Genomic DNA, 26888 nt, shown 5'->3' with positions numbered 1-26888 from the left:
CATGGCCGGCGAAACCGTCATCACCGTGGTGGGAAACCTCACGGCCGACCCCGAACTGCGTTACACGCAGAACGGGCTGCCGGTGGCGAACTTCACCATCGCATCGACGCCGCGCAACTTCGACCGTGCCGCGAACGAGTGGAAGGACGGCGAAGCGCTGTTCCTCCGCGCGTCCGTCTGGCGCGAGTTCGCCGAGCACGTGGCCGGATCGCTGACCAAGGGCATGCGCGTCATCGCGCAGGGCCGTCTGCGTCAGCGCTCCTACCAGGACCGTGAGGGCAACAACCGCACGGCGATCGAGCTCGAGGTCGACGAGATCGGCCCGTCGCTGCGTTATGCGACGGCTCAGGTCACGCGTGCGGCTTCCGGCGGTGGCGCCGGTGGCGGTGGCGGGCAGTCGCGTCCGCAGCAGCAGGTGTCCGAGGAGCCGTGGTCCACACCCGGTTCGTCGACCAGCGCTGATGCCTGGAGCACTCCGGGCAGCTTCGGCGACGACACCCCGTTCTGAACAAACACTTCATTTAAGGAAAAACCATGGCTGGAAAGTCGAGCGGCGACCGCCGCAAGCCGCGGAAGGGTGGCAAGCCCACCGCTCCCGCGAAGTCGATCCGGGTCGGCGTCATTGACTACAAGGACGTCGCGACCCTTCGCAAGTTCATCTCGGAGCGTGGCAAGATCCGCGCCCGTCGTATCACCGGTGTCTCGGTTCAGGAGCAGCGTCTGATCGCCAAGGCGATCAAGAACGCACGCGAGATGGCTCTCCTGCCCTACGCCGGCGCTGGCCGCTGAGGGGTACGGACATGGCAAAGCTGATTCTCACGAATGAGGTCGCCGGGCTCGGAAGCGCCGGTGACGTGGTCGAGGTCAAGAACGGGTACGCCCGTAACTACCTCATCCCCCAGGGCTACGCCACGGCGTGGACCCGCGGTGGCGAAAAGCAGGTCGACCAGATCCAGGCTGCCCGCAAGGCGCGTGCGATCCACGACCGCGACGAGGCGGTGGCACTCAAGGACAAGCTCGAGGGCACCAAGGTTCGCCTGGCCGTCAAGGCAGGCGCCGCCGGTCGCCTGTTCGGCTCGGTCAAGACCGCCGACGTCGCGGATGCCGTCGAGGCCGCCGGTCTCGGCAGCATCGACAAGCGCAAGGTGCACATCACCAACGCCATCAAGGCGACCGGTGAGCACGAGGCCACGGTTCGTCTGCACGACGACGTGACCGCAGTCATCACGCTGCAGGTCGTCGCCGCCAAGTAAGGCACGACACCTCAACGATCGGATGCCGTCCTCCTTCGGGAGGGCGGCATCCGTCGTTTCCGGTGAGGTCAGGCATGGCCGAGCAACCGCAGGAGCCCGTTCTCGGGGGATTGCGCCGGATCGATGAATCGCCCCTTCCTCGCCGCCGCCAGCACCCGAGGGTCGATGTAGCTCGCTCTGGCGACCGCTCGCGTGTTGCCCAGTGCGGCGGCGACCGCGTCGACCGCGGCGAGCTCCCGCGTCTCGGCATCCTCATCGGAGTGCTCGGCGAGCACCAGTGCGGCTGTCGTCGTGCCGCGGAGGGTCCGGAAGTCCTTGGCGGTGAACGGCTCGCCGGCGCACTCGGCCAGGAAGGCGTTCACGTCGCCGGGGGTGATCGTACGCAGTCGGCGGCCGGCGCTGTAGCGCAACAGGAAGGCGCGCGGCGGGTGCGCCGGGTGGGAACTGATCCAGGCGATGAGATCCTCGTCCTCGAACTCGATCGTGTGGATGAGATTCATCTTTCCCCGGAAGGCGAGCGTGATCATCGAGGCGTCCCAGGAGACGTCCGCCCATCGCAACGTGGTCAGCCCTCGACTGCCGTACCGGCGCAGGTAGCCGGGGGAACCGACGCGGATCGCGGTGCGGTCGAGGAGGCGGAAGGCCGCGGCGAGCACCCGGGCGCGGTCGTCATCGCCGCGCAGCGCCCGAGTGGCCTGCGCGCGCAGCGACGGAAGAGCGGCGGCGAGGCGGAGAGCCCGTTCGAACTTCTCGCCGTCCTGACGGGTCCTCCAGTGCGCATGGTAGATGTACTGGCGGCGGCCGGCGGCATCCGTGCCGATCGCCTGAACGTGTCCGTTCGCGTCCGGGCTGATCCAGACGTCCGTCCACGCGGGCGGGATCACCAGGGATGAGATGCGCTCGCGATCGGCGCTGCTCACTGCGCTGCCGTCCGGGTTGCGATAGCGGAAGCGGCCACGTGAGCGGACTCTGCGGATGCCGGGCACGGTTGCCGGATCGACGCGACGGATGCGCGGCATGACCACCTCCTCTGTGACAGCAGAGCGGGTACGCGGGTCGGCCGTCAAGGGGCTTGATCGGTGCGTCGAGTGCGGGAGCGGGCGCGACGGATGCCCCGAGGGACGAGCTCGGGGCACCCGTCTTCTGCGTGCGCGAGCGAGACGGTGCGGAGACCGCGCCACGCGCACGGCCCGGAAGGGGATCGAACGGCTCCTCCCCGAGGACGTCGATCCCGATCCGGGGTCTTGCGGTTATGTCGTGCGGCGGCGCAGCAGTCCGGCGCCGAGGAGCAGCGCGACCAGACCCAGGAGCGTCAGCGGCAGGGGGTCACCCATTCCGGTCGCGGCCAGGCCGTCGGCCCCGGTCTCGGTGCTCACGGATGCGCTCTGCGGATCGACGTCCGCCGTTGATCCGCCGGTTCCTCCGGGGTCGGTTCCGGGGTCGGTGCCGGGGTCGGTTCCGGGGTCGGTTCCCGGGCCGGTGCCGGGGTCCGTTCCTGGATCGGTTCCCGGGTTGGTGCCGGGGTCGGTGCCGGGGTTGGTGCCGGGGTCGGTTCCTGGGTCGGTTCCCGGGTCGGTTCCGGGGTCCGTTCCCGGGTCCGTTCCGGGGTCCGTTCCCGGATCGGTTCCTGGATCGTCGACCTCAGCGTTGCCGATGACGCCGATCGCGTTTCCGCCGATCGTGATCGGGGCTGTGATCGGGAGCACGATCTGCGTGCCGCCCAAGATCGAATCCTGCCCCGTCGTCACCGTGTCACCTCCCGGGGCGACCGGACCGGCGGTACCGCCCGCCCCGCCGTTCACGGTCCCGTCACCCGCGACGCCGATCGCGTTGCCGCCCACCGTGACAGGTGCGGTCACAGGTGCGACGACCTGGGTGCCGCCCAGAAGCGAGTCTTCCCCGCCTGTCGTCGAGCCCTCGGCAGGCGCGGTGGTGTCGCCGGTGTCGTCGCCCGAGTCGGTGACGGCGCCGGAGCCCACGACGCCGACGGCGTTGCTGCCGATGGTGATCGGTGCGGTGACGGGTGCGACGACCTGGGTGCCGCCGGCGATCGAGTCCTCGCCACTCGTCGATGCGCCCGTTTCCCGGCCTGGGGAGGATGCCGGGGCATCTCCGCCGTCGCCCGTGACGGTGCTCTCGCCGATGATCGAGACGGCGTTGCCGCCGATGGTGATCGGTGCGGTGACGGGCACGACGACCTGGGTTCCGCCGGCGACAGCATCCGTGCCGTCCGTTTCCGCCTCGGCGCCCGGAGTGGAGGATGCCGATGCGGCAGCATCCTGTTCCGCGGCGCTCGGTTCGACGTCGCTCGTTCCGAGCACCGAGATCGCATTGCCGCTCACGGTGACCGGCGCGTCGACCTCGACGATTCCCTGCGTACCACCGAGGAGCGAGTCCGTGCCGCTCGTCGCGATGAGGGGGTCCTCCGCCGCCGGAGCCGGATCGGCTGGGGGAGCCGGGCTCTGATCGGAGACCTGGGAAGTCTCCTCCTGGGGTGGTGCGGCGGCGGAGGCCCCGGTTTCGGAGGATCCGAGGACGCTCACTGCGTTGTCCTGCACCGTCACGGGGGCGTTGACCGTCACGACGGCCTGGGAGCCGGACGCAGTGCCGGAACTCCCGTCGGTCGACGCTGTGGGCTCAGTCGCCGCGGGCGCGGGCGCGGGCGCGGGTGCGGGTACTGGTTCGGATTCGTGGACGGTGGATTCGCCGAGCACGGAGACCGCATTGCCGGCGACGTCGACGGGCGCGGTGATGGCTGCGACCGCCTGTGTTCCGGAGAGGACGCTGTCGTCTCCGTCGGTTTCGGCCGCATTGGCGACCGTCGCGCCGAACAGGGTGATCCCGCCGGCGAGCAGCACGCCGCACAGGGCGTGCCTGGTGAAAGTGCGCATGATTCAGCTCCTGACTGAATGGTTGTGATCTGGATGGCGCGCGCAATCAGTCGGGTGTGCGCGCAGCACCGCGTCACCGTCCGCGAAGGGACGGTGCGATCACCGATCAGTCAGGAGAGACGTCGGTATCGACGACCGGGGATGACGGTGGGTCGTCGTCCGGCGCGCTGACGGCCCGCATCCAGGCATGGTGCGGGTCATCGGAGGCATCGCTGAGGCGCGCGCCGTCCGTCGGCGAGCCTCCGCCATGGCCGGCGGAGGAGGAAGTCGGTGGGTGCGAGGAACCCGGTGGTGCCGTCGGAGGGCCGGATGCCGGGGTGGGTCCACGATCGACCGATACAGCTTCGGACGACGCCGTGGCGGCGAACGAGAGCTCGATGACGGGAGACGAGAAGCTCGTGGGCGGGGTCGTCGGGGTGAGGACCCCCACGTCGGGCCATGCGCCGGTCGCGATCGGCGTCGCCGGATCGAGTCCGCCCGCGACGTTCGGAACGAGGCTGTCGACCGCGTCGCCGGCGGTGTCCGTGGCGTCGTCGATGACGGCGACCGTGTCGTCGACGATCGGGATGAGGTCGGCGCGGACGACGTCGCCGACGACCGGCACGCCGGTCACCGTTTTGATGATCGGGGTGGTGACGCGTGGGACGGGCACGTCCTGAACGAACTCGACGACAGGCTCGGTGACGCTCGTGATGACATCCCCGGCGCCCTCGATCACCGGAGCGACGACTTCTCCGACGATCGGCACCTCGTCGACGGTGTCGACCACCGCGGGGACGGTCGTCGCGGTGCCGGCGGTGACGGTCTCGACCGGAGGGGCGACCTCTGCGACGGTCGGGGGCACGACCTCGGCGACGACCGGCTGCACGACTTCGGCGACCACCGGTTCGACGGTCTCGACGGCGGGTCGAGTCACGGGCTGAATGACCTCGACGACCGGAGCGACGGCTTCGCCCACAGGGGACGCGACCTGGTCGGCGGTGTCGGTGACAGCGTCGGCCGTGTCGGTGACCAGTGAGGTGAGCGGGCTCGTCGGCGCGTCCGAATCGTCGTCAGCGGCATTCGCCGTGTCGACTCCGGCCAGGAGCGTGAACCCCGCCCAGGCGAGGATGCCGAACGCACCCCAGATGACGCCGGGCGAGACGCGGTGCCGAACCGCCGTGGAGGTCACGTTCACCTCCTCCTCCGAAGGGAAACGCTGCCGACGCACGGTGCGTCGATGGGCCGAGGCTACTCCCGCCGAGCGCCCACTGTCCAGGGGGTGCGGCGGCGAGTTTCGCGGCGTGTCGCCGGGTGACGCGCCCGACCGGAACAGGACTTGACTTTCCCCAGGTTGTACACATGTGGGTCCGTCGACGGCAACCCTAAAGTCCTCATTGAAACTGGATTCCATCCACAGCCTGGGGAATCAGAAAAGTGCAGATAAGGGTGTAAAAACTCGCCACATGAAACTGCGTTTCACAGGCTTATCCACAGGTGTTCTACACAGACACTCCGGCGTTGTCCGCAATCTGTCCACAGAGTTATCCACAGGGCGTCTTGCATGTGGAGAACGTCGCTCCTAGCGTTGTCGAGCGACGAGATGTCTGAAGTCCGTGGTTCGCTGTGTTCGGCCGCGGAAGTCGTCGTGACAGGGCCTTCCGGTCCATACCGTTCACCGCACCGAAGGGAGCCCTGTGTCGATCGCTGACATCTCGGAGGAGCGACTCGGCGGGAAGCGCCCACCGGAGCGCACACCACCTCACGACCTGCTCGCAGAGCAGAGTGCGCTGGGCGGCATGCTGCTGTCGAAGGATGCCGTGGCGGATGTCATCGAAACCCTCAAGGGCGCCGATTTCTACATCCCCAAGCACGAGCTCATCTTCGAGGCGATCCTGTCGCTGTACTCGCACGGAGAGCCGACCGACGTCGTCGCCGTCACCGACGAGCTCATCAAGACCGGCGAACTCGGGCGCGCAGGGGGCGCCGATTACCTGCACACCCTGACCTCGATCGTGCCGACCGCGGCGAACGCCGGCTACTACGCCGGCATCGTGTCCGAGCGCGCGATCCTGCGTCGGCTCGTCGATGCCGGCACTCGGATCGTGCAACTCGGCTACGACGGTCAGGGTGATGCGACCGACCTGGTGAACAACGCGCAGGCCGAGATCTACTCGGTCACCGGCACGGAGACGGCCGAGGACTACGTCCCGTTGACCATCGCAGTGGATGCCGCCCTGGAAGAGATCGAGGCCGCGAGCGGCCGCGACGGCTCCATGACGGGTATCCCGACCGGCTTCAAGGAGCTGGACGAACTCACCAACGGCCTGCACGGTGGACAGATGATCGTCGTCGCCGCACGACCGGCCATGGGTAAGTCGACCCTGGCGCTGGACTTCGCTCGTTCCGCGTCGATCGGCCACAACATCCCGTCGATCTTCTTCTCGCTCGAAATGGGAAAGAGCGAGATCGCGATGCGTCTGCTCAGCGCCGAAGGGCAGATCCCGCTGCAGAGCATGCGCAAGGGAAATCTCGATCCGCGCGACTGGACCACGGTCGCCGCCACGCGCGGCCGCATCAACGACGCCCCGCTCTACATCGACGACAGCCCGAACATGACTCTCGTCGAGATCCGCGCGAAGTGTCGTCGCCTCAAGCAGCGCGAAGGGCTACGGATGGTCATCATCGACTATCTGCAGCTGATGACCAGCGGCAAGCGCGTCGAGTCGCGTCAGCAGGAGGTCTCGGAGTTCTCGCGCAGCCTCAAGCTCATCGCCAAGGAGCTGCAGGTTCCGGTGATCGCACTGAGCCAGCTGAACCGAGGGCCGGAGCAGCGTCAGGACAAGAAGCCGGCCATCAGCGACCTGCGTGAGTCCGGCTCGATCGAGCAGGATGCCGACATGGTGATCCTGCTGCACCGCGACTCCGTCTACGACAAGGACGTCCGCCCCGGCGAGGCCGACCTCATCGTCGCCAAGCACCGCAACGGTCCGACCGCGACGATCCAGGTCGCGTTCCAGGGGCACTACTCGCGCTTCGCGGACATGGCCCCCGGTGACTTCGGCGGCGGTGGTGGTCCGGGCGGCGACTTCCACTGACGGAGCGGCGCTCGCTCTGACGTGCCTCAGCGGCGGTGCCATGCGAGGGAGTGCAATCGGGCCCGACGCAATCAGCCGCGAAAAGCCGCCAGCCGCGCCCGTAGTATCTTCGAGAGCTGCGCTCAGGCGACAGCCGTCTTCGTCTGCCGCCGACAGCGTGCGCTCGGCCTCGGTCCCTGAGGTGCGGTCCGCCCTGAGCGATGGGGAGAGATTTTCATGCCCAGGAAGTCCGTGAGCGGCGCGGCCGACTCTCCGATCGATCTGACCGCAGTGACCCAGCGAACCCTCGCGGCGGTGGAGACTCACCGGCGCGAAGACGGTTTCGCACGCTTCACGGCAGGTGAGAGCAGGGATCTCTACGGCACGGCCGACGCAATCGGCATCCTGGCCACCTTCGATCGGCTGGACCAAGATGTCCTCTCTCGAGACACGCTCTCATGGTCTCTCCGAAGCCTTCAACGCACGGACGGACGTTTCGTCGATGACAGCCATGGCGTGCTGCACGCCACCGCCACGGGAATCGGAGGGCTCTTCCTCCTCGGCGCTCGGCCGGAGCCGCCCGCCTTCCTGACTGACATGTTCGAGGTCGATCGAGTCGCTCCCTTCCTCGACGGTCTCGACTGGTCCAATCCGTGGCTCGCCTCTCACGATGCTGCCGGATTGCTCGCCATCGCCACCATGACCGGCGTGCGGCATCCGGGGTGGTGGAGCGAGTACTTCCGCTGGCTGGACCTGCACGTTGATCCGACCACCGGCCTCTGGCCCTCGAGCAACATCGGGAGGCTGGAAGACTGGCCGGGACTCTTCGGCAACCTGGGATGCTCGTTTCATCTCCATTTCCTGCTGCGCCACCACGGCCGCCGCATCCCCGCCGCGCACGCCGTCGTGGACACCTGCCTTGACATCGCGTCGGGAACCGAGATCGTGTTCGGAGCCAATGCCTGGGGCTACCCACAGCTCGACTGGGCGTACTCGCTCGCTCGGGCAACGGCGCAATCCGGGCATCGTGCCGCAGAGGCGACCTCGATGCTGTGCCGGCTCGCGGAGGCTCTCTCCGCGTCCGGTGATGTGGACGAGACCGACCTGCACACCGTCGGAGCAATCGCCGCTCTCGTCGCGGAGCTCTCCGCCGCTCTCGGGGAGATCATCGTGACAGGCGAGGCGTCGTCGCCGACCACCGACCTGCGCCCCTTCATCTGACCAGCGCGCGCGGCGCCACCGTGTCCCGCGCGTGATGAGGCGTGCGGGTACGCTCGCAGCGTGACTCTGATCGTGACGAACGCCCGGCTGTGGGTGGCGCCGGACGAGCCGATCTGTGATCCGACGACGCTCACCGTGCGCGCGGGGGTCGTCGTCTCGATCGGACCGGTCGAGGACCGTGGTGTCGGGGCTACCGTGGTCGACGCAGGTGGTCGAGTGGTGACGGCGGGTTTCTGGAACAGTCACGTGCACTTCACCGAGCCGATCTGGCGCGATTCGCGCGGCACGGACGGCTCACGACTGCAGGCGGCCCTGGACGACATGCTGCTGAGCCGTGGTTTCACCACCGTCCTCGATCTCTCCTCCGACCCCCGGACGACCTTCGCGCTCGCCCGGCGCGTCGAGACGGGGGAGTTGCGCGGTCCGGCGATCCACACGGCAGGATCCGGCCTCTATCCGGCCGCGGCGTCCCGTTCTACGTCACGGAGGGCGCTCCGTGGTACCTGCGGTTTCTGCTGCCGACGCCGGCGACGTCGATGGGCGCGCGGTGGGCGGTGGGCCGACAGATCTCCGGTGGCGCCGGGCTGATCAAACTGTTCACCGGTTCTTACATCGCACCCGGTTCGGTCAGGACGATGGACGAGCGCGTCGCACGCGCGGCCGTCAGAGCCGCTCATCGACGAGGGCGACGTGTCTTCGCGCACCCTTCGAATCGCGCCGGCACGCAGGTCGCCGTCCAGGCGGGCGTGGATGCTCTGGCGCACGTCCCTGACCAGCCCGAGGGCACCGAGGCGCTGCTGCGCGAGGCCGCCCAGCGCGGCATCCGCATCGTGCCGACTCTGCACATGTTCGCATCCACCGTCACGACGGAGGAACGGTACCTCGGACCGATCCGCGACGCCCTGCGTGTCTTCCTCGAGGCGGGTGGACGCGTGCTGTTCGGAACCGACGTCGGATACCTGGCGGACGCGATACCAGCGGTGAGTTCGCCGCCATGGCCAGGGCCGGCATGACGTCGATCGACATCCTGCGGTCGTTGACCTCCGAACCCGCCGGCTTCTTCGGGCAGCCGGAAGCAGGCGAGATCCGGATCGGCAATCGCGCGGACCTGACCATTCTCGAGACACACGATGCGCCCGCTCCGAGGGACTTCGCGCGGATCCACGCCGTGATCCGCGGCGGAGTTCAGATGTACCCGAGGCCGCCGGCGGCGGGCGTCCACCCGTCGAGTCGTTGAGCCCGCCCGCCTGGACCAGGAGTGGCAGGTTCTCGAAGCCGTGGCGGACGACGTCACAGGGCGCAGGGTCGCGCCGGACAGCCCACGCGCTTAGGCCGGGCGGTCTCGTCAGAGAAGCATGTCCGGCAGCAGCGGACGCATGAACGTGCGCTCGTAACGGAGGATGCATCCGCTCTCGTCGCGGATCCGATCGGCTGCGATGAACTCCGGGTCGACGCCGAAGCGCTCCCGGTAGATCTCGTAGTCGGCGAACGAGGGGAACGTGAACAGCGCGAGGGCTTCGTCGCTCTTGCCCTCGGACGGCAGAAAGTACCCGTGGTGGATCCCGCCATGACGGGAGACGAGTTCCATCCAGCGCTGGGCGAACTCCTCGAACGCCTCGACGCGGCTGGGGTCGATCGTGTACGTCACGACGCAGGTGATCACGGACCCCACGATACGGCTACGGCATCCGGGGAGAGGTCGCCTTCTTCGAAGACGGCGCTTCGCCCGACGTGGGCTGCGGGTACTGCGAGCCGACGAACCGGTCCCACTGCCGGTCGGTCAGGATGCGGCGCAGGACCATGAGCAGGCGTGCGGAAGGGGTGACCCGCATGCGTGCCCGAGGGGTTCGCGCCGTGACGGCGCGCTCGACAGCGACGGCAACGGCGTCCGGCTCGCCGCCCAGGCGGGCGAGCGGCCCTGCAACGTACGTCTGCGCCGTGTTGCGCGCGACGGCCGCGTTGAAGGTCGAGTACGGCCCGCTCTCCTGCGAGACCGCGGCGACGGCGGTGGTCGTGAAGGCGCTGCGGATAAGACCGGGTTGGATCAGCACAACATCGATCCCGAAGCCACGCACTTCGAACCGCAGCGCGTCGCTGAAAGCCTCCATCGCGTACTTGGTCGCGTGATACGCGCCGCCGCCGGGGAAAGTGAGGATCCCACCCATCGAACCGATGTTGATCACACGGCCGCGGCCGGAACGGCGCATCGAAGGCAGGACGAGTTGCGCCATCCGCACCGCGCCGAACACGTTCGTCTCGAACTGTCGGCGGACATCTGTCATCGACAGCGTTTCAACCGCCCCCGACAGCGAATATCCCGCGTTGTTCACGAGGACGTCGATGCGTCCGTGACGGTCCAGGACGCCGTCCACTGCCGCGTTCATGGAGGCCTCGTCGGTGACATCGAGCTCGAGGAGCTGGCATCCGAGTGCGGCGAGGTCGTCGATGTCCTGCAGGCGTCGAGCCGACGCGTACACAATGTGGCCGGCGGCGGCGAGCCTGATGGCAGTGGCTCGCCCGATCCCGGTGGAGCAGCCGGTGATGAGGATCACAGAGGGAGAAGGCATGTCTGCAGACTAGACAAACTCTGCGGGGTCCGAGCCGACCAGCTCCTGGTCACACGACGACGTAATCGAACTCCTGGAACGCTGCGACCTCGGGTACCCACCGTTCGGCGACGAACGCCACGTGCGTCGGATGCTGGTCGTACGCCGCGTACGCGCTCTCGTCGGCGAAGAACATCGAGAACTGGAACGCCAGGTCGCTCTTCGGGCTGACCTGCGCATGGACGCGGAAATCCTCGACGCCGGGGATGGCCGTCAGGGTCGCGCGCGCGTCGCCGAGGAAAGTCGTCTCGGCCGCGGAGCCGGACGGGTGGTTCAGACGGAAGGTCACGGTGTGCTGGATGCGGGACATGGGATCATCCTGGCATCGCCCGCGATCTGACGACCGGAGGCCGGCCCGACCGTTCACTCCGTGCACACGCACCGGCGCGGAATGGGAGGATCTTCTCGATGCTGAAGCTGTCTGAGATCCTGCGCCTACGTCGAACAGTGGATGCCGCGTGGCGCAGTCCGGAAGCCGACGTCGCTGGCGCGGCGTGGGATCTGCCGGCCGGCGCCGCCCGGTTCTGGAGATCGAGTGCGAGCCACGTCTTCGTCGTCCCGTCGATGGCCGCGGATGAGCGGACCGCTTACCTGCGGTTCGTTCCTGCAGGATCCGTGCAGGCCGACGCCCTGACGCGCGCGGCCGCGATCATGTCGGCGTGGGCCGATGCAGGACTGTCGGTGGCGAGGCCTCTGCCGAGTCGTCACGGTCGGCTGACCGAGCGCATCCTCGCCGAGCACGGCGAGATCGTGGCGATGCTGGTTCCTGCCGCGGTCGGGAACGAACTCGACCTGGACGAGCTCACGGATGCAGCAGCCGCGGACTGGGGCGCGGCGCTGGCGTCGCTCCACACCGCGTCGAGCCGTTTCGACGATGCACAAGGGTCGATGGGCGTGCACAGCACGCGTGCGCGCTTCCCCGTCGCGGATGACGAGCTGATGCGCGCGGCCATGGAGATCGAAGCGAGGATCGCGCGGCTCGATGCCTCGACGCACGAGCGCGGCATGATCCACGGCGATTTCGAACTGGACAATCTTCGCTTCGACGACGCAGGCGTCACCTTCTTCGACACGGATGAGGCGCGCGTGGATTGGTTCGCGGCCGACGTGGCTCTCGCGACGCGGGACCTCGCCGGAGTCACGCTGGACTCGGAGCCCCGGCCCGCGCTGCTCTCCGCGTTCCTTCGGGGCTACCGTGGGACGCGGGAGTTCAGTGCTGAAGCGGAGGCGAGCCTTCCGCTGTTCGGCGCTGCAGCGTCCGCCGCTCTCGCGTTCGACCTGCATGAGGCCATCGATCTCGATGAACGGCACGGCGATCCGGACTGGCTCGTGGATCTGCGCACATCGCTCCGTCGACACCTCCAGTGGCATCGTGAGCGGGCTCTCGCGTTCTCGGCAGCTCTCGCCTGACGGACGCTCACCTCGGACAGCTGCGACACGCGCACGGCGAGTCGAAACGGATCGCTCCGTTTCGACTCGCCGATGAGGATGCCGGGATCAGAGGCGCGCCTGAACCGCCGCACGCAGTTCGGGCAGGCGCTCGTGCAGGCCGCCGGGGCACTGCGTGGCGTTGAAGTCCATGTGGCCGTAGATCTCGGTCGCGGGGATGCGGTAGTTGTCGCAGGCGTAGACGCAGAACGCCACGAGGCTGTCCCACTGCGCCTGGGGGACAGGATCGCCCAGGTGGTAGGAGCCGTCGTTCTCGATGCCGATCGCCTGCGTGTTCTGCCCCACGCAGTGCGCGCCCTGGATCATGTACCGACCCGACCGGAGTGCGTTGAGGCTGCCGGTGCGCCCCTCGGTGATGAATCCGCCGCGGCTGTTCGTGAAGTGCTGCCCGGAGTCGGACCATCCGTTGCCATCCATGTGCAGGTTCTGGATGTCCCGCGAGTTCTGGAACGCGTACTCCAGGGAGAAGTCCTCGACGTTCGGGAACGCGGTGTGATGGATGATGATCTTGTTCGGACGCTCGGCGATCCGCGTCAGCGCGTCGGCCGGCGGCCGTGCGCCCCACTCGCGGGCGCTGTAGATGCGCGGTGGTCGACGACCGGAGGCATAGGCGGGGCTGGCCACGTGGGGCACGGCGGCCGCGGCGGCAAGCGCAGTGAGTCCGCCGAGGAAGTGACGACGCGACAGACGCGGGGATTCGGTCATGATCCTTCTTTCCGTTGACGATGGATCGGTTTCAACGACATCGTGGCAGAAATTTTCACCGCGGGACATAATCTCAAAACTTTATGCCAGTCGGTCGATTCGAGAGGCGAAGTAGTCTGGCGGCATGAGCCACCGCATCCGGATCGAATACTGCACCCAGTGCTCATGGATGCCGAGGGCGACCTGGGTCGCGCAGGAACTGCTGACGACCTTCGTCGATGAGCTGCGCGGCGGCGGCGTGACCCTGGTGCCCGGAACGGGCGGCATCTTCGAGATCCACGCCGACGACGAACGGATCTGGTCGCGCGCCGACGATGACGGCTTCCCCGACATCGTCGAGCTCAAGCGTCGGGTGCGCGATCGGATCGCCCCGGAGCGCGTCCTCGGTCACGCGGATCGGGCGGCCGCGCGCGACGAGGGGACCGCGCAGTGACGTCGGGCACGACCCGAGCGGAGACCGCGATGGCACGGCAGTGGATCGCACGGGAGTGGGGGAGCCCCGATGCCTGGCGCTTCGAGGACGTCACGCCTCCGGCACCGAGCAGGGGCGAGGTCACCATCCGCGTGCGTGCGGCCGGGGTCAACCCCGCCGATGCCAAGCACGTCGCCGCGCAGCGCCCGGGTGCGAGCCTTCCCGTGGCGATCGGATACGAGGTGTCCGGCGAGCTCACCGCGATCGGACCCGAGACGGAGATCGGCTCTGGCGCGGCATCCGTCGGCGATGAGGTGCTCGCGTTCCGCGTCAGCGGCGGCTACGCGACCGAACTCACCGTCCCCGCCGAGAAGGTCTTCCACAAGCCCTCCTCGTTGAGCCATCCGGAGGCGGCGAATCTGCTCCTGACCGGGACCACGGCCGCCGAGATGCTCGCGATCACGGCCGTGGCACCGAACGAGACCGTGCTGCTGCACGGGGCATCCGGCGCCGTGGGCGTCAGCGTCCTCCAGCAGGCGGCGCGCATCGGGGCCCGGGTGATCGGCACTGCCAGCCCCCGTCGCGCCGACGAGGTGCGCCGCTTCGGCGGCACCCCCGTCGCCTACGGAGACGGGCTCGCTGACCGCATCCGCGCGGCCATGGCGGATGCCGGAGTCGACCGGATCGACGCCGCACTGGATGCCGTCGGCACCGACGAGGCGGTCACCACGTCCCTCGAGTTCGTGGCCGACCGCGCTCGGATCGTCACGATCGTGGCCGCGGCATCCGCACGGTCCGAGGGGTTCACCGCGATCGCCGGATCGATGCCGGACAGTGCCCGGTTCCGCGACGAGGCGCGCGCGGGACTGATCGCGCTCGCCGCCCGGGGCGAGCTGATCGTTCCGATGGCGCGGACATATCCGTTGAGCGAGGCTCCGGCTGCCCACCGCTTCCTCGCCGAGCAGCACCCAGGGGGAGCGCTCGCCCTGATCCCCTGACGCGGCTCGGCGCCGTGACTGGCATCAGACGATCTCGCCGAGGCGACCGGCCGCGCCGGAACGGACGGCGACGAGGTGGCGCGCGCCCGCCGGATACGGCAGACGCGCCGCGAGCGCTTCCGCGGTGTCGAACTCCTGCGCCGCATGCCTGGTCAGCCCGAGCGCCGCGAGCGCGGCTGCGAGCGCGGTGCGCGCGTCCACCTCGGTGAGCGCCTCGCCGGCCTCCGAAGCCCTGGTGACCTCGCCGCGGGCGATCCGCTCGGCCGTCACCGCGTCACCGAGCCCCAGATGCGCCGAGGCCGTCGTTGTCGCGGATCCCCGAGGCAGCCCCGCGAGCAGATGCAATGCCTCTGCGTGCGCGCCCATCGCGACGAGCCACTCGGCGCGGGCCTGGCCGATCTCGTCCAGCGCCTGTCGGTCGGATGATCCCTCTGCGATGATCTGCGCGCGGTCGAGTTCACCGAGCGGGCTCTCGCCGCGCCGCATGCGCACGCGGGCGAGAGCGACCAGTGCGTACGTCGTCGACAGCCCCGCCTCATCCTCGGGTGTGTCGACGGCCGCGTTCGCGAACTCCTCGGCCAGGTCGACCTCTTCGACGAGCAGGTGGAGCTCGGCGAGATTCGCCTGCTCGAATGCCTGCGTCCGCCGTTCTCCGGATCGGACGGCCAGCTCGAGCGCGCGGCGTCCGGTCTCGAGCGCCTCGGGAAGCCGACCGGATCTGCGTGCCTGCTCCCGCTGCACCGACAGCACCGAAGCCAGGATCTGCGGGTCGCCGTACGCCTGAGCGTGCGGCAGCGCCTCCTCGGCGAACGGGCCGGCCTCGGCGAATCGTCCGTCCAGCGCGAGGGAGACCGCCTGATACTGGATCGCACGGGCGAGGAGTCCGCGGCGGTGCGGCTCGGCCGTGAGAAGTGCTGCGCTCCTGGCCCGACTCGCCGAGACGACCGCGTCGGGGTAGCCGCCCAGGACCAGCAGCGCGCGGGTGCGGGCAAGATGATGCGCCGCGGCGGCGAACGGACCGGTGTCCGCCAGTGCTGGATCCGCGTCGAGAACCGACAGCGCCGTCTGCGCCGTGGCGGTGCTCACGAGCACCTCTGAGATTCGCGCCGTCGCGAGCACGACCCCGTCGTGATCATCGCGTCTGCGCAGCTCACCGAGAGCCTCATCGAGCACCGCGCGGGCCTCGTCGAACCGGGCCGTGCGCGTGAGCACGATGCTGCGGTCGAGACGGACCCAGGCGGCCTCAGCGCTCACGGCATCGAGACGGCTGATGAGCTCGGTGTAGTACAAGTCGGCTGTGTCGTTCGCGCTGAGCGCGGCGGCGCGCTCGGCGGCTTGGCGCAGATACGTCGTCGCCCGAGGATCGTCGGCGCGCGCGAGGTGCATCGCGAGAGCATCGACCGCGTGCGGGCGCCGGCGCAGCACCGCGTCGGCATACGCGCTGTGCAGCACCTGGCGGCGCACCGCGGAGAGCTCATCGTAGGCGGTCAGGCGCACGAGCGGATGCTGGAAGACCAGACCGGGGACCGGACGTCCGTCGATCACCACATCGCGCTCGAAAAGCACGGCAGCGCGCAGCGCGGCATCCACTGCTTCGGCGACCTCGCCCGTCGACCAGGTCGGATGCAGGGCCTGAGTCGCGACCTCGACGACCTCGGCGGCCGCGGCTTCGCCGCCCGCCGTCGCGACGATCTCTGCCACACGGCGGGCAGCGGGGCTGAGACGCGCCAGACGGGCCGCAACCAGGTTCCGAACCCCGGGCGAACGCGCCGCGCCGAGATCCTTGCGTCCGTTCTCGCGAGCGAGTTCGACCGCGAACAGCGGATTGCCCAGCGACAGCTCCCAGACCCGGTCGGTGATCTCTGCGCCGGCGACGTCGGTCGCGAGCGCGAGACAGTCCGCCTTCCCGAGGCGTGCAAGCTCCAGCCACTCCAGCAGACCGTCTCGCGCGAGCGCCTGGAGGACGCCCTCGCGCGGATCTGCCGCGGACAGGTCCTCGCTCCGCAGTGTGGCGATGGCGCGCCAGCCCGATCCGGAATCGTCCCGATGGCGGATGAGGCTTCCGAGCAGTTGAAGGGTGCCCAGGTCGGCCGCGTGAAGATCGTCGAGGACCAGCAGCACCGGTCCCGAACCCGCCAGATCATCCAGCAGCGCCGCCACGGCATGGAACAGCCGTCGCCGCTCGTCGTCGGGACTGCGCTGCATGCCCGGGGTCGTGCCGCCGAGGCTCGGAAGCAGGGCGGCGAGTTCCGAGTACTCGTTGCCGGCGCGGGCGCGCTCGACCGTCGGCCTGCTCGAGAACCAGCCGTCGAGCGCCTCGACGATCGCGCCGTACGGTGGCTGCCCCTCCGCATCGCGCCCTGCGCCCCATAGGACGATGGCTCCGTCGTCGAGCATGGCGCGAGCGACCTCGGCGACGACCCGGGTCTTGCCGATGCCGGATTCGCCCGCGACGACGATCAGGTCGGCGGCATCCGAAGCGCTGAGCCGGTCGATCGCCTCGGCGCGCCCGCGCACCGGCGTGCCGTTGAGCACGCGCAGGGTCGGTGGGGGTGCGACGGCGACGCCGGTCGGCCGTGCGGCGTTGCCATGGGTCTCGAGCGCGCGCAGGTGCAACTGCTCGGTCTGTGCGCCTGGCCTGATGCCCACTTCCTCATCGAGCGCCTCGCGGCACAGGTGGTACTGATGGATCGCCTGCCTCCGCAGCCCGAGAGACAGGTACGCCCGCATGATCGTGCGATGAGCGCGTTCCTCGGCCGGTTGCCCGGCGAGCACGTCCCGTGCCACCGCGACGGCGTCCTCGGCGCGCTCGCCGTCGAGCAGCACCTCGGCGAGGGCCAGCAGGACGCGCAGTCGGGTCTGCGCCATCCGGTCGCGCACGGGCTGCGCCCAACTCGCGTACCGGTCCTCCGGCAGCACCTCATCGGTCAGGGATGCCGTCGCACTCGTCAGCTCAGGGATGCCGCGGACCTCGAGTGCTTCGGCGGCGGAGCGATCGGCCTCGTCGACGTCGACCACGACCAGCCCGGGTTCGAGGCGGAGCATCGCACCGTCGCTCGTGAGATATCTCGACGGCTGGCGGGGTGCGAGTTCGGGCTCCAGCGCCCGACGAGCGGCATGGAGGGCCACTCCGAGGCTGCGAGATGCGGCGTCGGGCGCGGCATCCGGCCAGCACACTCCGACGATTTCGTCGCGGTGCAGGCGGTGGCCTGGCGCGACCGCAAGCAACTTCACGAGTGTCCGGGCGCTCGGCCGGGACCACTGCTCCGGTAGGGGAACGCCACCGTCGCGCCTGACCCGGAAGCCGCCCAGCAGGTGCACGTGCAGTCGAGGCGGCCCCTGCTCCGCGGGGGCATCGGTCGCGGTCGCCATCCCTCTGAGGATACTCGCCGCACACGCACGCCGGCCCCTCCTCCCCGGAGGGAGCAGGGGCCGGCAGGCGTCACCGGGGCCGGTGTCAGGGGGTGTCGATCGTCGCGACCACGAACTGACGCATCGCGGTGAAGGGTGACGAGTACCCCGACCCGAAGAGGCCGGCGGCACGGTCCGCGCCGCGAGCGTCGAAGTTCAGCGAGATCGCCTCTAGTCGACCGTCGCCGTCGAGATCGGCGAGGGCGAGTTCGCGTCCGGCCGTCACGTTCGTCGATGCGGTCGCCGACTCGAATCCGGTCCCCGCCGAGTTCAGGATCAGCGAAGCCGGGTACGAGGTCAACCCGCCCTCCGAGCCGGCGATCAGGATGCGCTCGCCGCCGGGGGATGTCGCGAAATCAGCATCCTGCAGGGCCGACACCGTGCGCATGATCGATTCCTGACCGTCCGCGCGGAACGTCGTGATCCGGCCTGTCGTCACGGCCATGAGCCCTTCAGGTCCGCTCAGCCACGTGCCGAGGTTGTGCGGTCCGCCCAGCAGCGCGGTGTGCAGCACATCGCCGGTTCGGCCGTCCCGGATCTCCATGAACATCGTCGGCGCGGACGCGGGGGTCTGACGGCCGAGCCAGGTGTACGCGACCGCGTGTCCGTCCGCGTACGGGATCTCCGGCGATGCGAAGGTGGCCGCACGTTGCGTTGCGCCGTACACGACACCGTCGAGCCCGAGATCCGTCGGCGCAGAGGGCGACGCCGACCACTTCACGGCACCCGACTCCGCGTCGAGCGCGACGGCGGCCACGGCGACGTCCGCAGGCGCGAGCCGGAGAGACGCGTGGGAGGAGTACTCGGCGTACACCGTGCCATCACCGAACGAGACGTCACCGAACACGACGCCGTCCTGCGGAACATAGCTCCACGCGAGCTTGCCGTCGCCGCGGTACGCGCGGATCGCATCGGTCGAGAGCACGATCTCGGCCTTGCCGTCGCCGTCCAGGTCTCTCGCGGTGACCGTGCGCACGTACTGTCCCTTGCCGTCGATGGTGCGGATCACCTCTCCGGTGTCCGCATCGATAACCGCCGCCGCCGTGTCGGCGGCGGCGACGATCTCGTCCCGTCCGTCGCCGGTCACATCCGCGAGCACGAGCTTGTGCACTGAGCCGGGCACTGTCGCGGCCCACAGCGGCACGCGCTTGCCGTCCACGAGTTCGCGTCCGTCGTACGCGAAGACGCCGCGGGAGTTGCCGCCGACGATGAGGTCGTCGGCGCCGTCTCCGGTGATGTCGATCGCCGTTGCCGACGACGAGTCCGCGGGCAACGGTGTGATGCCGCTCTCCTTGCCCGAGCCGACATTGTAGGTGTGCACGTTCTGCAGGGTGTCGATCGTGCGGATGTGGGTGCTCTTGCCCGTGACGACCACCTGCGACCACAGCTGGGATGCTGCGGTGCCGGTGTGCTCCCACTTGAGCGCACCATTGGAACCGGCCAGCGCCGCGATACGGCCGTACCAGCTTCCGCTGCGGTTCTCACTCACCTCGGAGTCGGCGTCGTCGCGGTAGTTGACGACCACACGGCCGTCGGCGATCTGGACACCCCAGGCCATGATGCCGGTGGCAGGGTTGTCGGCCTCGCGTTTGAGCGTGCGCGACCAGAGCTGCGCGCCGGACTCACCGTCGAGTGCGCGGGTCGTCGTGGCACTGAATTGCGCGTTGCCGTCGAGTGAGGCTTCGTTCACCACGATCTCGGTGCCGTTCGCGCGATTCACTTCGCCCACGGCGGAGGCGAGGGGCATCGCGTTGACCCGCGTGTCGAGCACGGTGCGCGCACCGTCATCGAGTGCATACGTCACGACCTGATACTGCACGTTCTCGTTCGGATCCGACTGCTCCAGTGCGACGAGGCGATCCCGTGCAGCGTCCAGCCGGAGCTGACGGGAGTACAGGCGGTCGGTCGCCGTCCACTTGACCTCGCCGTCGGCGCCGTCGATCACGAGCGTGTTGCCGCTCGGCACCGTGGCGAAGGCGTCTTTGCGTCGATTCCAGGAGACGGCCAGCAGCCCGTCACCGATCGGCTCCAGGTCTGCCCATCCGGACGCCCGCGGGGTCTCAGGAGCGTATGTCCACGCCGAGGCGGGTGTGAGCCTGTCGCCATCGGTGTCGAACGTGAGGCCGGTCATGGTCATCGTCGCGCCGTCGGGCGCGTTGATGTTGAACGCCGGCGAGTCGGCGATCACGAGCGTGCCGTCCACGAGCTCGAGAGAGTACACGGCCGCGTACAGCTTCGACCACAGCGTGTGGCCGTCGGCGCCGTCGACGATCGTGACGAAGGTGCCGGTCGACAGCTCGCCCTGCATCGGTCGGTACGGGTCCGACCCGACGGAGGCCGAGAAGACGAGATCGTCCACCCCGTCACCCGTGAGGTCGCCGGTTGCGAAACCGTCCTCCGATGCGGGCGTGAAGGGGCTGACCGCGTTGAACCCGACGACGATGCGCGCCGGGAACGGCTCGATCTGCCAGGGGCGCACGGGCTTGACACCCCACTCCGCGAACCACGAGGTGTTATCGCGACGCCAGACCTCGTCACCGTCCGCGGTGCGCCGCTGCAGCATGCCGAGGGAGTCGATCGCGAAGTAGTCGTCTCCACCGCCCGTGACGGGAACGGTGGTCGCCATACCGTAGTTTCCCTCGACCGATGCGCGCACGGTGTGCTTCCACGTCGTCCCGCCCAGAAGCGTGTTCTCGTCGACGGGTGACTCCGGCTCGTTCCCGGGATCCCCCGCGCTGCCGAGTTCGGCGCCCGTGGCGGCATCCGGTTCCGCGGCGTCAGGATCGGCCAGGACGTCGCGGTAGACGTCCGGCTGCGCCTGTGCCGTCAGAGCGGCGATCTGCTCGGGGGACAGGACCAGCGGATCCTCGGTGCCGTCGGCCGCGAACGCCGGGGAGACCATGCCGAACGACATCGCAACGGCCGCGCACGCTGCGGTGATGCCGATCGTTCGACGTTGTGTGCGGGTGAACATCATGCTCCCTTTCGGATGAAGCTGATCGCCGAGCCGTCGGTGACGACGGACTCGTTGAAGGAGTACTGCAGCGCATCGGTGCCGGTGGCGTTCTCGATGCCGATGGTGGCCGAGGAACCGCGCTCGATCGGCGAACTTCCGACGTCCTTGTACTGCAGGGTGATGGCGCCGGAGCGCTCGTCGAAGACGACCTGGAACGAGACCCGGACGCTCGTGTCGGCAGCGAGTGCGGCGTTGTTCCAGACGATCGCGAAGCGGCGCGATCCGGCCGCGCCGGTCGTCGCGGTCTGCACGCTCGCCTTCTTGTCGATCACGAGATCGTCCCAGAACGCGGCGATGATGCCGTTCGGCGCGGATGCCGTGGGCAGCGCGCTGTTCGCGTAGTCGCCGACCCGTGGGGCGGCGAAGTTCACGAGTCCGTTCGTCGTGACGGCTGCCGACGTGTAGGTCGCGCCGTAGTGCGTCACCGGGAACGGCAGGGCGATCGTCTCGGCATCCTCGTCGCCGGAGACGGCCACCTTCGACACTCCCTTGACCCAGGAGTAGGTCGCGGGCAGGCACGAGGTGCCGGCCGCGTCGGTGCGGGCGGGGAGGTCGATGTCGTTCACGACGTCGCCGGCGACGGTCAGGCCAGCTCGTGAGACGCCGTTGCAGAGCACCGGGGCCGCGGGAGACGCTGCGAGCGAGAACGACCCCTCGGCCACGTCCGGCAGGGTGTAGCGGCCCTCTGCGTCGGTGGTCACGGCAGCGACCGGCATGTTCTCGATCGCGACGCTGACCCCCGCGATCGGTGCGCCGACGACGTCGCGAACGACGCCGGTGACGCTGTGGTGGGCGACAGCGGCCAGTGCGACATCGTGCACGGCGTCATCTCCGGCGGCGACGGTGTAGCCGTCCTCCACGAGCGTCGCGTAGCCATAGCCGCTCATTTCGAAGCGGAACGTGCCGGCCGGGAGCACGACACGGTAGCGACCGTTCACATCGGTCGTCGTCGTGCGCTCGAAACCCTCGCCCGCGACCTGAACCGTCAGGTTCGGCAGAAGGGCGCCCGTGGCCGCATCGGTGGCGGTCCCGGTGATGATCGCCCGGGTGTGCGGTGCGGCGTCGACAGCCGCGAGCACGTCGAGCTTGCCCTCTCCCCAGACATTGTTGCGCGCCGGGGTACCGCCGCAGTGGGTGTCGTCGACGTCGCGGGCCGTCCCGTTCAGCAGAGCCTGAGTCGCGTCGATGTCGCCGATCAGCGTGGGCGCCTCCGACCACAGCAGCGCGACCGCGCCGGAGACATGCGGCGTCGCCATCGAGGTGCCGTTGAGCGCACTGTACCGGCTGCCCCGCACGGCGGAGCGCACGCTGACGCCCGGTGCGGAGATGTCGGGACGGAGTGAGGCGTCCATCGGCGACGGCCCGAATCCGGAGAACGAGGCGATCTTTCCGTTCACGTCATACGCACCGACTCCGTAGACGTCACCGAGTCCCCCGGGCGCCGTCGTCGTCATGCAGGTGACTCCGTCGCCCTCATTGCCCGCGGCGAAGGCCTCGAATATGCCTGCCGCGTTCCAGGCCGCAATGATGTCGGCGTAGAAATACGTGTCGTTGCTGCCGCCCCACGAGTTGTTCACGATGTCGGGCGCCAGGTCCGGACGCGGGTTCTGGCCGTTGCGATCGGTCGGTGCGAGCATCCACTGGCCTGCCGACAGCAGGGAGGAGTCCGCGCACGACCGGCCTTCGCAGCCCTTCGCGGCGATCCAGGTCGCGCCGGGTGCGACGCCGATGCCTTCGGACCCGACCATCGTGCCCATCGTGTGGGTTCCGTGATCGTTGTTGTCGCAGGGAGCGCTCGTGGCGCAGAGCCCTGTCGGGTCGTACCAGTTGTAGTCGTGCGAGAACGTGCCGTCGCCGAGATTGCCGCGGTAGTTCCCGACCAGGGCGGGGTGGTCGTACTGCACACCGCTGTCGATATTGGCGATGACGATTCCCTCACCGGTGACGTCGTACTGCGACCAGACCTGGTCGGCCTTGACGTCGGCGATGCCCCATTCGACGGGGGTTTCGGCCGTGACCGCCGTGGTGCTCGTCGACCCGGCCACCACGACGTCATCGAGTGCGTAGCTCTGCTCGGGAACGATCTGCGCGACGTCCTTGCGGGCGGCGAGATCCTCGATGAGGTCGGCATCCGCGGAGGTCGCCCTGATCGCGTTCGTGATCCAGTACGGCTGGTATGCGACGTCATGCTTGTCGAGATAGTTGCGCAGCGGGCGCTGCGTGTTCGCCGCGGTGGTCGTCAGCTCGTCGTAGGCGAGGGTCGCCTTCTTCTCGTGGCCCTTGGCCTTGTGCGCTCCCGAGAGGTTGGCCTTCTCGTTGAGCAGGATGTAGAACGTGGCATCCTCCCCGCTGCGCGCGGTGTCGAGGACGGACTGCTCGACCTTGTCGACGCTGTCGTCGGGCGCAGCGGATGCCGGGGGCACGGCGATGAATATCGCCGACGCCGCGGCCGCGGTCGCCAGCGCTGCCACCCATCGGGTGGTTCTGGGCTTGTGCATGACGTGTTCCTTCGTGACGGGTGAGAACTCGAACCCGTCCACGGACGATCGCTCGACGCCTACGGGATCGCTGCAGGCTATCGCCGCGCTCTTACTGGCGAATTACCGTCGTCTTCTGCTCCGCATCGCAGCCGCCCACCGCGACCGGATGGTCATCATCACGGACCCCGCGCCCTCTACGCTTGATACGTGACCGATGCCTCCACGACCGCCCAGCGACTCGTGCGTCGTTTCGCCCGTGACACCAACCTGCTCATCGCGGGACGAACCTTCTCGGTTCCTGGTGCGGATGCCGTGTCGCACGAGCTTCGCCGGCTGCTCGCTGCGCTCGGCGCGCACCTCGGCGACGGCGGTGTGACCATCGCACCCGATCAGACCCCGGAGATCCTCCTCGACGGCCAGCCGCTGCCGGTCCGCGAGGCGGCCGTCGACCGGGTCGACTTCGCCGGTCGGCACATGCCCGTCGCGACCGAACTCGCGCGTTGCCTGCACCAGAGCGGCATCGTGCGCGGCATCCGGATCGGCATCGCGATGGTGCTCGAACCCAAGACCGCGCAACTCGCGCTCCTGCTGCGGGATGCCGGGGCCGACATCGCCGTCTACGCCCACCCGGACGAGATCGACGTGACCGTCGCGGACGTGCTCCGCGAGCGCGGGATCCCGGTTGACGGCGACCCGGCGCTGACCGGTGCCGCGGAGCGGGCCACCGCGGTCGACTTCCTCCGGCGCGGGTTCGACCTCCTCCTCGACGACGGGTCGCACCTCATCCGCCTCGCCCACGAGGAGGGCCTCGCGACCGGGCTGCGCGGAGCCGCCGAGGAGACCACCAGCGGACTCACGCCTCTGCGCCTGATGCAGCGTACCGGCATCCTCGGCATCCCCGTCATCTCCGTCAACGACGCCGCGATGAAGACCTCCTTCGACAACCGGTACGGAACAGGGCAGTCGTGCGTCTTCGCCATCGCCGACGTGCTGGATGCCGCGGGCATCGAGATCCGCGACCAGCCGGCTGTCGTCGTGGGCTACGGCCCCGTCGGCGAAGGCGTCGCGGCGTACCTGCGTGCCCTCGGGGCGCAGGTCTGCATCGCCGAGGCCGACCCCGTGCGGGCGCTGCGCGCCGTCCACGACGGCTTCGGGATCGGAACCTTGGCGCAGCTGGCACCCGACGCCCTCGTCGTCTCCGCCACCGGCGCTCCGCACACGATCGACGCCGACATCCTCCGCTCCGCCGCGATCGTCGCAGTAGCCGGCGGTGTGCCCGACGAGGTCGACTTCGATGCCTCATCCTTGCGTCCGCACGGGGCGGCCCAGCTCGACCGCGTCGGCGACGGAGCGCTGCTGATCGCGCGCGGAGGCTGCGTCAACCTCGCCGCGGCCGAGGGAAACCCGATCGAGATCATGGACCTCTCCTTCGCCGTGCAGCTCGCCGCCGTCGAGCAGTTGCTCGGTTCGACGCTGACACCGGGTCTGCACGCGTTCCCCGCCGAGGCCGACCAGCGGATCGCGCGCGCTGCGCTCGCCGTGCGAGGAACCGCGATCGACGAGCGCAGTCCCGCACAGGTCGCCGCTCTCGCCCAGTGGCGATCGCCGCGCTACCTCGGAGCATCCGCATGACTGACGTCACCGTCTACTCCGCCGATCTCGTCGTGCCGATCACGGCACCGGCGATCTCCGACGGCGCCGTGGCGGTGCGCGACGGCCGCATCGTGCACGTGGGTGAGCGCTCCTGGGTGCTGCGCTCGCTCGCCGATCGTGGCATCGCGGGATCCGAGGTCCACTGGTCCGGCGTCCTCACTCCCGGCCTCGTCAACGCGCACACCCACCTGCAGTACACCGGCATGGCCGAGGTCGGTCAGGGCCGCTACGACGGTTTCGAGGACTGGGTCCGCGCCTTCGATCCGGTCTACGAACGCGGCCGGGATTGGGCGGCGGATGCCGCGGCCGGCGCCGAACAGGCGCTGCGCTTCGGCACCACGGCCGTGGCCGACGTCGTCACGGACACCCCGGCCGCCTCGGCCCTGCACGATGCGCGGCTGCACGGCATCACCTACTGGGAGGTGATGAGCTGGACCAACGCCGACTGGGCGCGCACCGGCCGCGCCCAGGTCGAGCACGCGCTGGATGCCCTGCCCATGCCGCCCGGAAGCGGGCTGTCTCCCCATGCGCCGTACTCCCTCGACATCGAACCGCTCCTGGAGATCCCGGACATCGTTCGAGAGCGCGGCGGCCGCATCCACATCCATCTCGGCGAGGCCGCATTCGAGAGCGAGTTCGCCCACGAGCACCCGCAGGCCTGGCACACCGCCGGCCTCGCCAGCTTCCAGGAGCTGCGCGATGCCGGCTTCGGAACCAGCGCCACCGAGTTCGTCGACCAGCTCGGCGTGCTGGGCCCCGACTGCCACATCGCGCACGGCGTCTACATGAGCGCGCGCGACCGCGCCATCCTGCGCGAACGTCGGACGACCGTCGCCCTCTGCCCGCGGTCGAACGCCGTGATCGGACTCGAGGAGCCGCCCATCGCCGCCTACCTCCGCGAGGGCAGCCCGATCGCGGTTGGCACCGATTCGCTGTCGTCGAGTCCCTCCCTCGACGTGCTCGCCGACGTCGCCGAACTCGCCCGCATCGCCCGCTCCCAGGGGTACACCGACCGCGACCTGCACGCTCGTCTGCTGGGCGCCGCCACGCTCGGAGGCGCACACGCGATGGGCATCGACGTCGGTCCCGAACGCACCGGCTACCTCGCCGTCGGCGCGCTCGCAGACCTCACCTTCTTCGACATCCCGGCCGGAGACGACGCCGTTGCGGAGCTCGTCGAGTCGGGTGCCGGACGCGCCGCTGCCACGGTCGTCGCCGGTGAGGTCCGCTACGCGATCGACGCGTTCGACCGGTCGCCGGTCGCCGCACCGGAAGGAACCCGATGACCGATCAGCGTCCCGCCACCGCCGTCAGCCTGGACCTCGCCGCGCACCCGGAGGGCGGTTGGTTCCGCCGCACGTGGACCAGCCCGCTCGCCGTCGAGACGCCGAACGGCCCGCGACCGGCCGGAACCTGCATCCACTACCTCCTCCAGGCGGACGAAGCGAGCGCCTGGCACGTGGTGACCAGCGACGAACTCTGGCTCTGGCACGGCCCGGGACGGCTCGAGCTGAGCCTCGGCGGTGACGCGGCATCTCCCGGCCGGACGACCACCGTCGTGCTGGGACCCGACGACGTCAAGCAGCAGCTGGTGCCGGCCGGAGTATGGCAGGCGGCTCGACCGCTCGACGACCTCGAGGTGCTGGTGTCGTGCTTCGTGTCGCCGGGTTTCGACTTCGCGGATTGGCGCCTCGCCGAGTCGCATACCCTATAAGGCGAACCCGAATCTTCTTCTCT

General features: G+C 69.3%; 24 protein-coding genes. 14 read left to right on the top strand and 10 right to left on the bottom strand.

Translation table 11 applies throughout. The features are described 5' to 3' along the window. The first annotated feature begins 1 nt into the window (after position 1). The 3 genes from ACFCYE_RS02100 to rplI are packed head-to-tail and all read left to right on the top strand — an operon-like array spanning position 2 to position 1253. The gene (locus ACFCYE_RS02100; RefSeq protein ID WP_376175897.1) at positions 2–508 is read left to right on the top strand and encodes a single-stranded DNA-binding protein; all 507 of its coding nucleotides are present in this window, start codon (positions 2–4) and stop codon (positions 506–508) included. A gap of 26 nt (positions 509–534) precedes the next feature. Then, the gene (gene rpsR / locus ACFCYE_RS02095) at positions 535–789 is read left to right on the top strand and encodes a 30S ribosomal protein S18 (RefSeq protein WP_071641238.1); all 255 of its coding nucleotides are present in this window, start codon (positions 535–537) and stop codon (positions 787–789) included. An 11-nt stretch (positions 790–800) separates the two neighbouring features. Beyond that, complete coding sequence (gene rplI / locus ACFCYE_RS02090; protein ID WP_376175896.1) at positions 801–1253, top strand: 50S ribosomal protein L9; 453 nt, start codon at positions 801–803, stop codon at positions 1251–1253. A 68-nt stretch (positions 1254–1321) separates the two neighbouring features. On the opposite strand, the gene ACFCYE_RS02085 is transcribed toward rplI, so the two are convergent. The 3 genes from ACFCYE_RS02085 to ACFCYE_RS02075 form a co-directional block, all read right to left on the bottom strand. Further along, positions 1322–2272, bottom strand: coding sequence for a DNA topoisomerase IB (locus ACFCYE_RS02085; protein ID WP_376175895.1), 951 nt, complete (start codon positions 2270–2272; stop codon positions 1322–1324). 231 nt (positions 2273–2503) lie between these two features. Next, the gene (locus ACFCYE_RS02080) at positions 2504–4144 is read right to left on the bottom strand and encodes a hypothetical protein (RefSeq protein ID WP_376175894.1); all 1641 of its coding nucleotides are present in this window, start codon (positions 4142–4144) and stop codon (positions 2504–2506) included. A gap of 106 nt (positions 4145–4250) precedes the next feature. Next, positions 4251–5315, bottom strand: a complete 1065-nt coding sequence (locus ACFCYE_RS02075) for a hypothetical protein (protein ID WP_376175893.1) — start codon at positions 5313–5315, stop codon at positions 4251–4253. 505 nt (positions 5316–5820) lie between these two features. Here ACFCYE_RS02075 and dnaB point away from each other — a divergent pair. The 5 genes from dnaB to ACFCYE_RS02050 all read left to right on the top strand — a co-directional run bounded on the left by dnaB (position 5821) and on the right by ACFCYE_RS02050 (position 9658). Next, entirely contained in the window at positions 5821–7221 is a 1401-nt protein-coding gene (gene dnaB, locus ACFCYE_RS02070; protein WP_376175892.1) for a replicative DNA helicase, read from the top strand. A 216-nt stretch (positions 7222–7437) separates the two neighbouring features. Next, positions 7438–8421, top strand: coding sequence for a hypothetical protein (locus ACFCYE_RS02065; RefSeq protein ID WP_376175891.1), 984 nt, complete (start codon positions 7438–7440; stop codon positions 8419–8421). 60 nt (positions 8422–8481) lie between these two features. Next, positions 8482–9009, top strand: coding sequence for a hypothetical protein (locus ACFCYE_RS02060; RefSeq protein WP_376175890.1), 528 nt, complete (start codon positions 8482–8484; stop codon positions 9007–9009). Continuing rightward, entirely contained in the window at positions 8976–9434 is a 459-nt protein-coding gene (locus ACFCYE_RS02055; RefSeq protein WP_376175889.1) for a hypothetical protein, read from the top strand. Before ACFCYE_RS02060 ends, ACFCYE_RS02055 begins: the two co-directional genes overlap by 34 nt. Further along, positions 9431–9658 (top strand): hypothetical protein, encoded by a 228-nt coding sequence (locus ACFCYE_RS02050; protein ID WP_376175888.1) that lies wholly within the window; start codon positions 9431–9433, stop codon positions 9656–9658. The genes ACFCYE_RS02055 and ACFCYE_RS02050 overlap by 4 nt, the downstream gene beginning before the upstream one ends. A gap of 108 nt (positions 9659–9766) precedes the next feature. On the opposite strand, the gene ACFCYE_RS02045 is transcribed toward ACFCYE_RS02050, so the two are convergent. Genes ACFCYE_RS02045 through ACFCYE_RS02035 form a run of 3 tightly spaced genes read right to left on the bottom strand, consistent with a single transcriptional unit; the run spans position 9767 to position 11337 of the window. After that, positions 9767–10084, bottom strand: a complete 318-nt coding sequence (locus tag ACFCYE_RS02045; RefSeq protein ID WP_376175887.1) for an NIPSNAP family protein — start codon at positions 10082–10084, stop codon at positions 9767–9769. 16 nt (positions 10085–10100) lie between these two features. Next, positions 10101–10988, bottom strand: coding sequence for an oxidoreductase (locus ACFCYE_RS02040; RefSeq protein WP_376175886.1), 888 nt, complete (start codon positions 10986–10988; stop codon positions 10101–10103). 49 nt (positions 10989–11037) lie between these two features. After that, a complete protein-coding gene (locus ACFCYE_RS02035; protein ID WP_376175885.1) occupies positions 11038–11337 on the bottom strand; it encodes a Dabb family protein in 300 nt (99 codons plus the stop codon). Between the two features lie 98 nt (positions 11338–11435). On the opposite strand from ACFCYE_RS02035, the gene ACFCYE_RS02030 reads away from it, so the two are divergent. After that, positions 11436–12437, top strand: a complete 1002-nt coding sequence (locus ACFCYE_RS02030; RefSeq protein WP_376175884.1) for a phosphotransferase — start codon at positions 11436–11438, stop codon at positions 12435–12437. Positions 12438–12524: 87 nt separating this feature from the next. Here ACFCYE_RS02030 and ACFCYE_RS02025 read toward each other — a convergent pair whose 3' ends face one another. Next, complete coding sequence (locus ACFCYE_RS02025; RefSeq protein ID WP_376175883.1) at positions 12525–13181, bottom strand: peptidoglycan recognition family protein; 657 nt, start codon at positions 13179–13181, stop codon at positions 12525–12527. 124 nt (positions 13182–13305) lie between these two features. Here ACFCYE_RS02025 and ACFCYE_RS02020 point away from each other — a divergent pair, with 124 nt between their 5' ends. Both ACFCYE_RS02020 and ACFCYE_RS02015 read left to right on the top strand, forming a co-directional pair. Next, positions 13306–13614 carry a SelT/SelW/SelH family protein gene (locus ACFCYE_RS02020; protein ID WP_376175882.1) on the top strand — a complete coding sequence of 103 codons (309 nt, stop codon included), beginning with the start codon at positions 13306–13308 and terminating at the stop codon, positions 13612–13614. Positions 13615–13643: 29 nt separating this feature from the next. Further along, entirely contained in the window at positions 13644–14591 is a 948-nt protein-coding gene (locus ACFCYE_RS02015) for a zinc-binding alcohol dehydrogenase family protein (protein WP_376175881.1), read from the top strand. A gap of 24 nt (positions 14592–14615) precedes the next feature. On the opposite strand, the gene ACFCYE_RS02010 is transcribed toward ACFCYE_RS02015, so the two are convergent. From ACFCYE_RS02010 to ACFCYE_RS02000, 3 genes are all read right to left on the bottom strand, one after another. After that, the gene (locus ACFCYE_RS02010; RefSeq protein ID WP_376175880.1) at positions 14616–17963 is read right to left on the bottom strand and encodes an AAA family ATPase; all 3348 of its coding nucleotides are present in this window, start codon (positions 17961–17963) and stop codon (positions 14616–14618) included. 85 nt (positions 17964–18048) lie between these two features. Beyond that, positions 18049–20976 carry a hypothetical protein gene (locus tag ACFCYE_RS02005; RefSeq protein WP_376175879.1) on the bottom strand — a complete coding sequence of 976 codons (2928 nt, stop codon included), beginning with the start codon at positions 20974–20976 and terminating at the stop codon, positions 18049–18051. Further along, positions 20976–23516 (bottom strand): S8 family serine peptidase, encoded by a 2541-nt coding sequence (locus ACFCYE_RS02000; RefSeq protein ID WP_376175878.1) that lies wholly within the window; start codon positions 23514–23516, stop codon positions 20976–20978. The genes ACFCYE_RS02005 and ACFCYE_RS02000 overlap by 1 nt, the downstream gene beginning before the upstream one ends. Before the next feature lie 189 nt (positions 23517–23705). Here ACFCYE_RS02000 and ACFCYE_RS01995 point away from each other — a divergent pair, with 189 nt between their 5' ends. Genes ACFCYE_RS01995 through ACFCYE_RS01985 form a run of 3 tightly spaced genes read left to right on the top strand, consistent with a single transcriptional unit; the run spans position 23706 to position 26865 of the window. Next, positions 23706–25130, top strand: coding sequence for an adenosylhomocysteinase (locus ACFCYE_RS01995; protein ID WP_376175877.1), 1425 nt, complete (start codon positions 23706–23708; stop codon positions 25128–25130). Beyond that, the gene (locus ACFCYE_RS01990) at positions 25127–26437 is read left to right on the top strand and encodes an amidohydrolase family protein (protein WP_376175876.1); all 1311 of its coding nucleotides are present in this window, start codon (positions 25127–25129) and stop codon (positions 26435–26437) included. The genes ACFCYE_RS01995 and ACFCYE_RS01990 overlap by 4 nt, the downstream gene beginning before the upstream one ends. Continuing rightward, the gene (locus ACFCYE_RS01985; RefSeq protein WP_376175875.1) at positions 26434–26865 is read left to right on the top strand and encodes a cupin domain-containing protein; all 432 of its coding nucleotides are present in this window, start codon (positions 26434–26436) and stop codon (positions 26863–26865) included. The genes ACFCYE_RS01990 and ACFCYE_RS01985 overlap by 4 nt, the downstream gene beginning before the upstream one ends. Positions 26866–26888 lie beyond the last annotated feature (23 nt).

This window comes from Microbacterium sp. NPDC056234, from assembly GCF_042267585.1.
Lineage (GTDB): Bacteria > Actinomycetota > Actinomycetes > Actinomycetales > Microbacteriaceae > Microbacterium.
The sequence above is the reverse complement of the archived record's forward strand: the minus strand, read 5'-3'. Positions and strand labels throughout refer to the sequence as shown.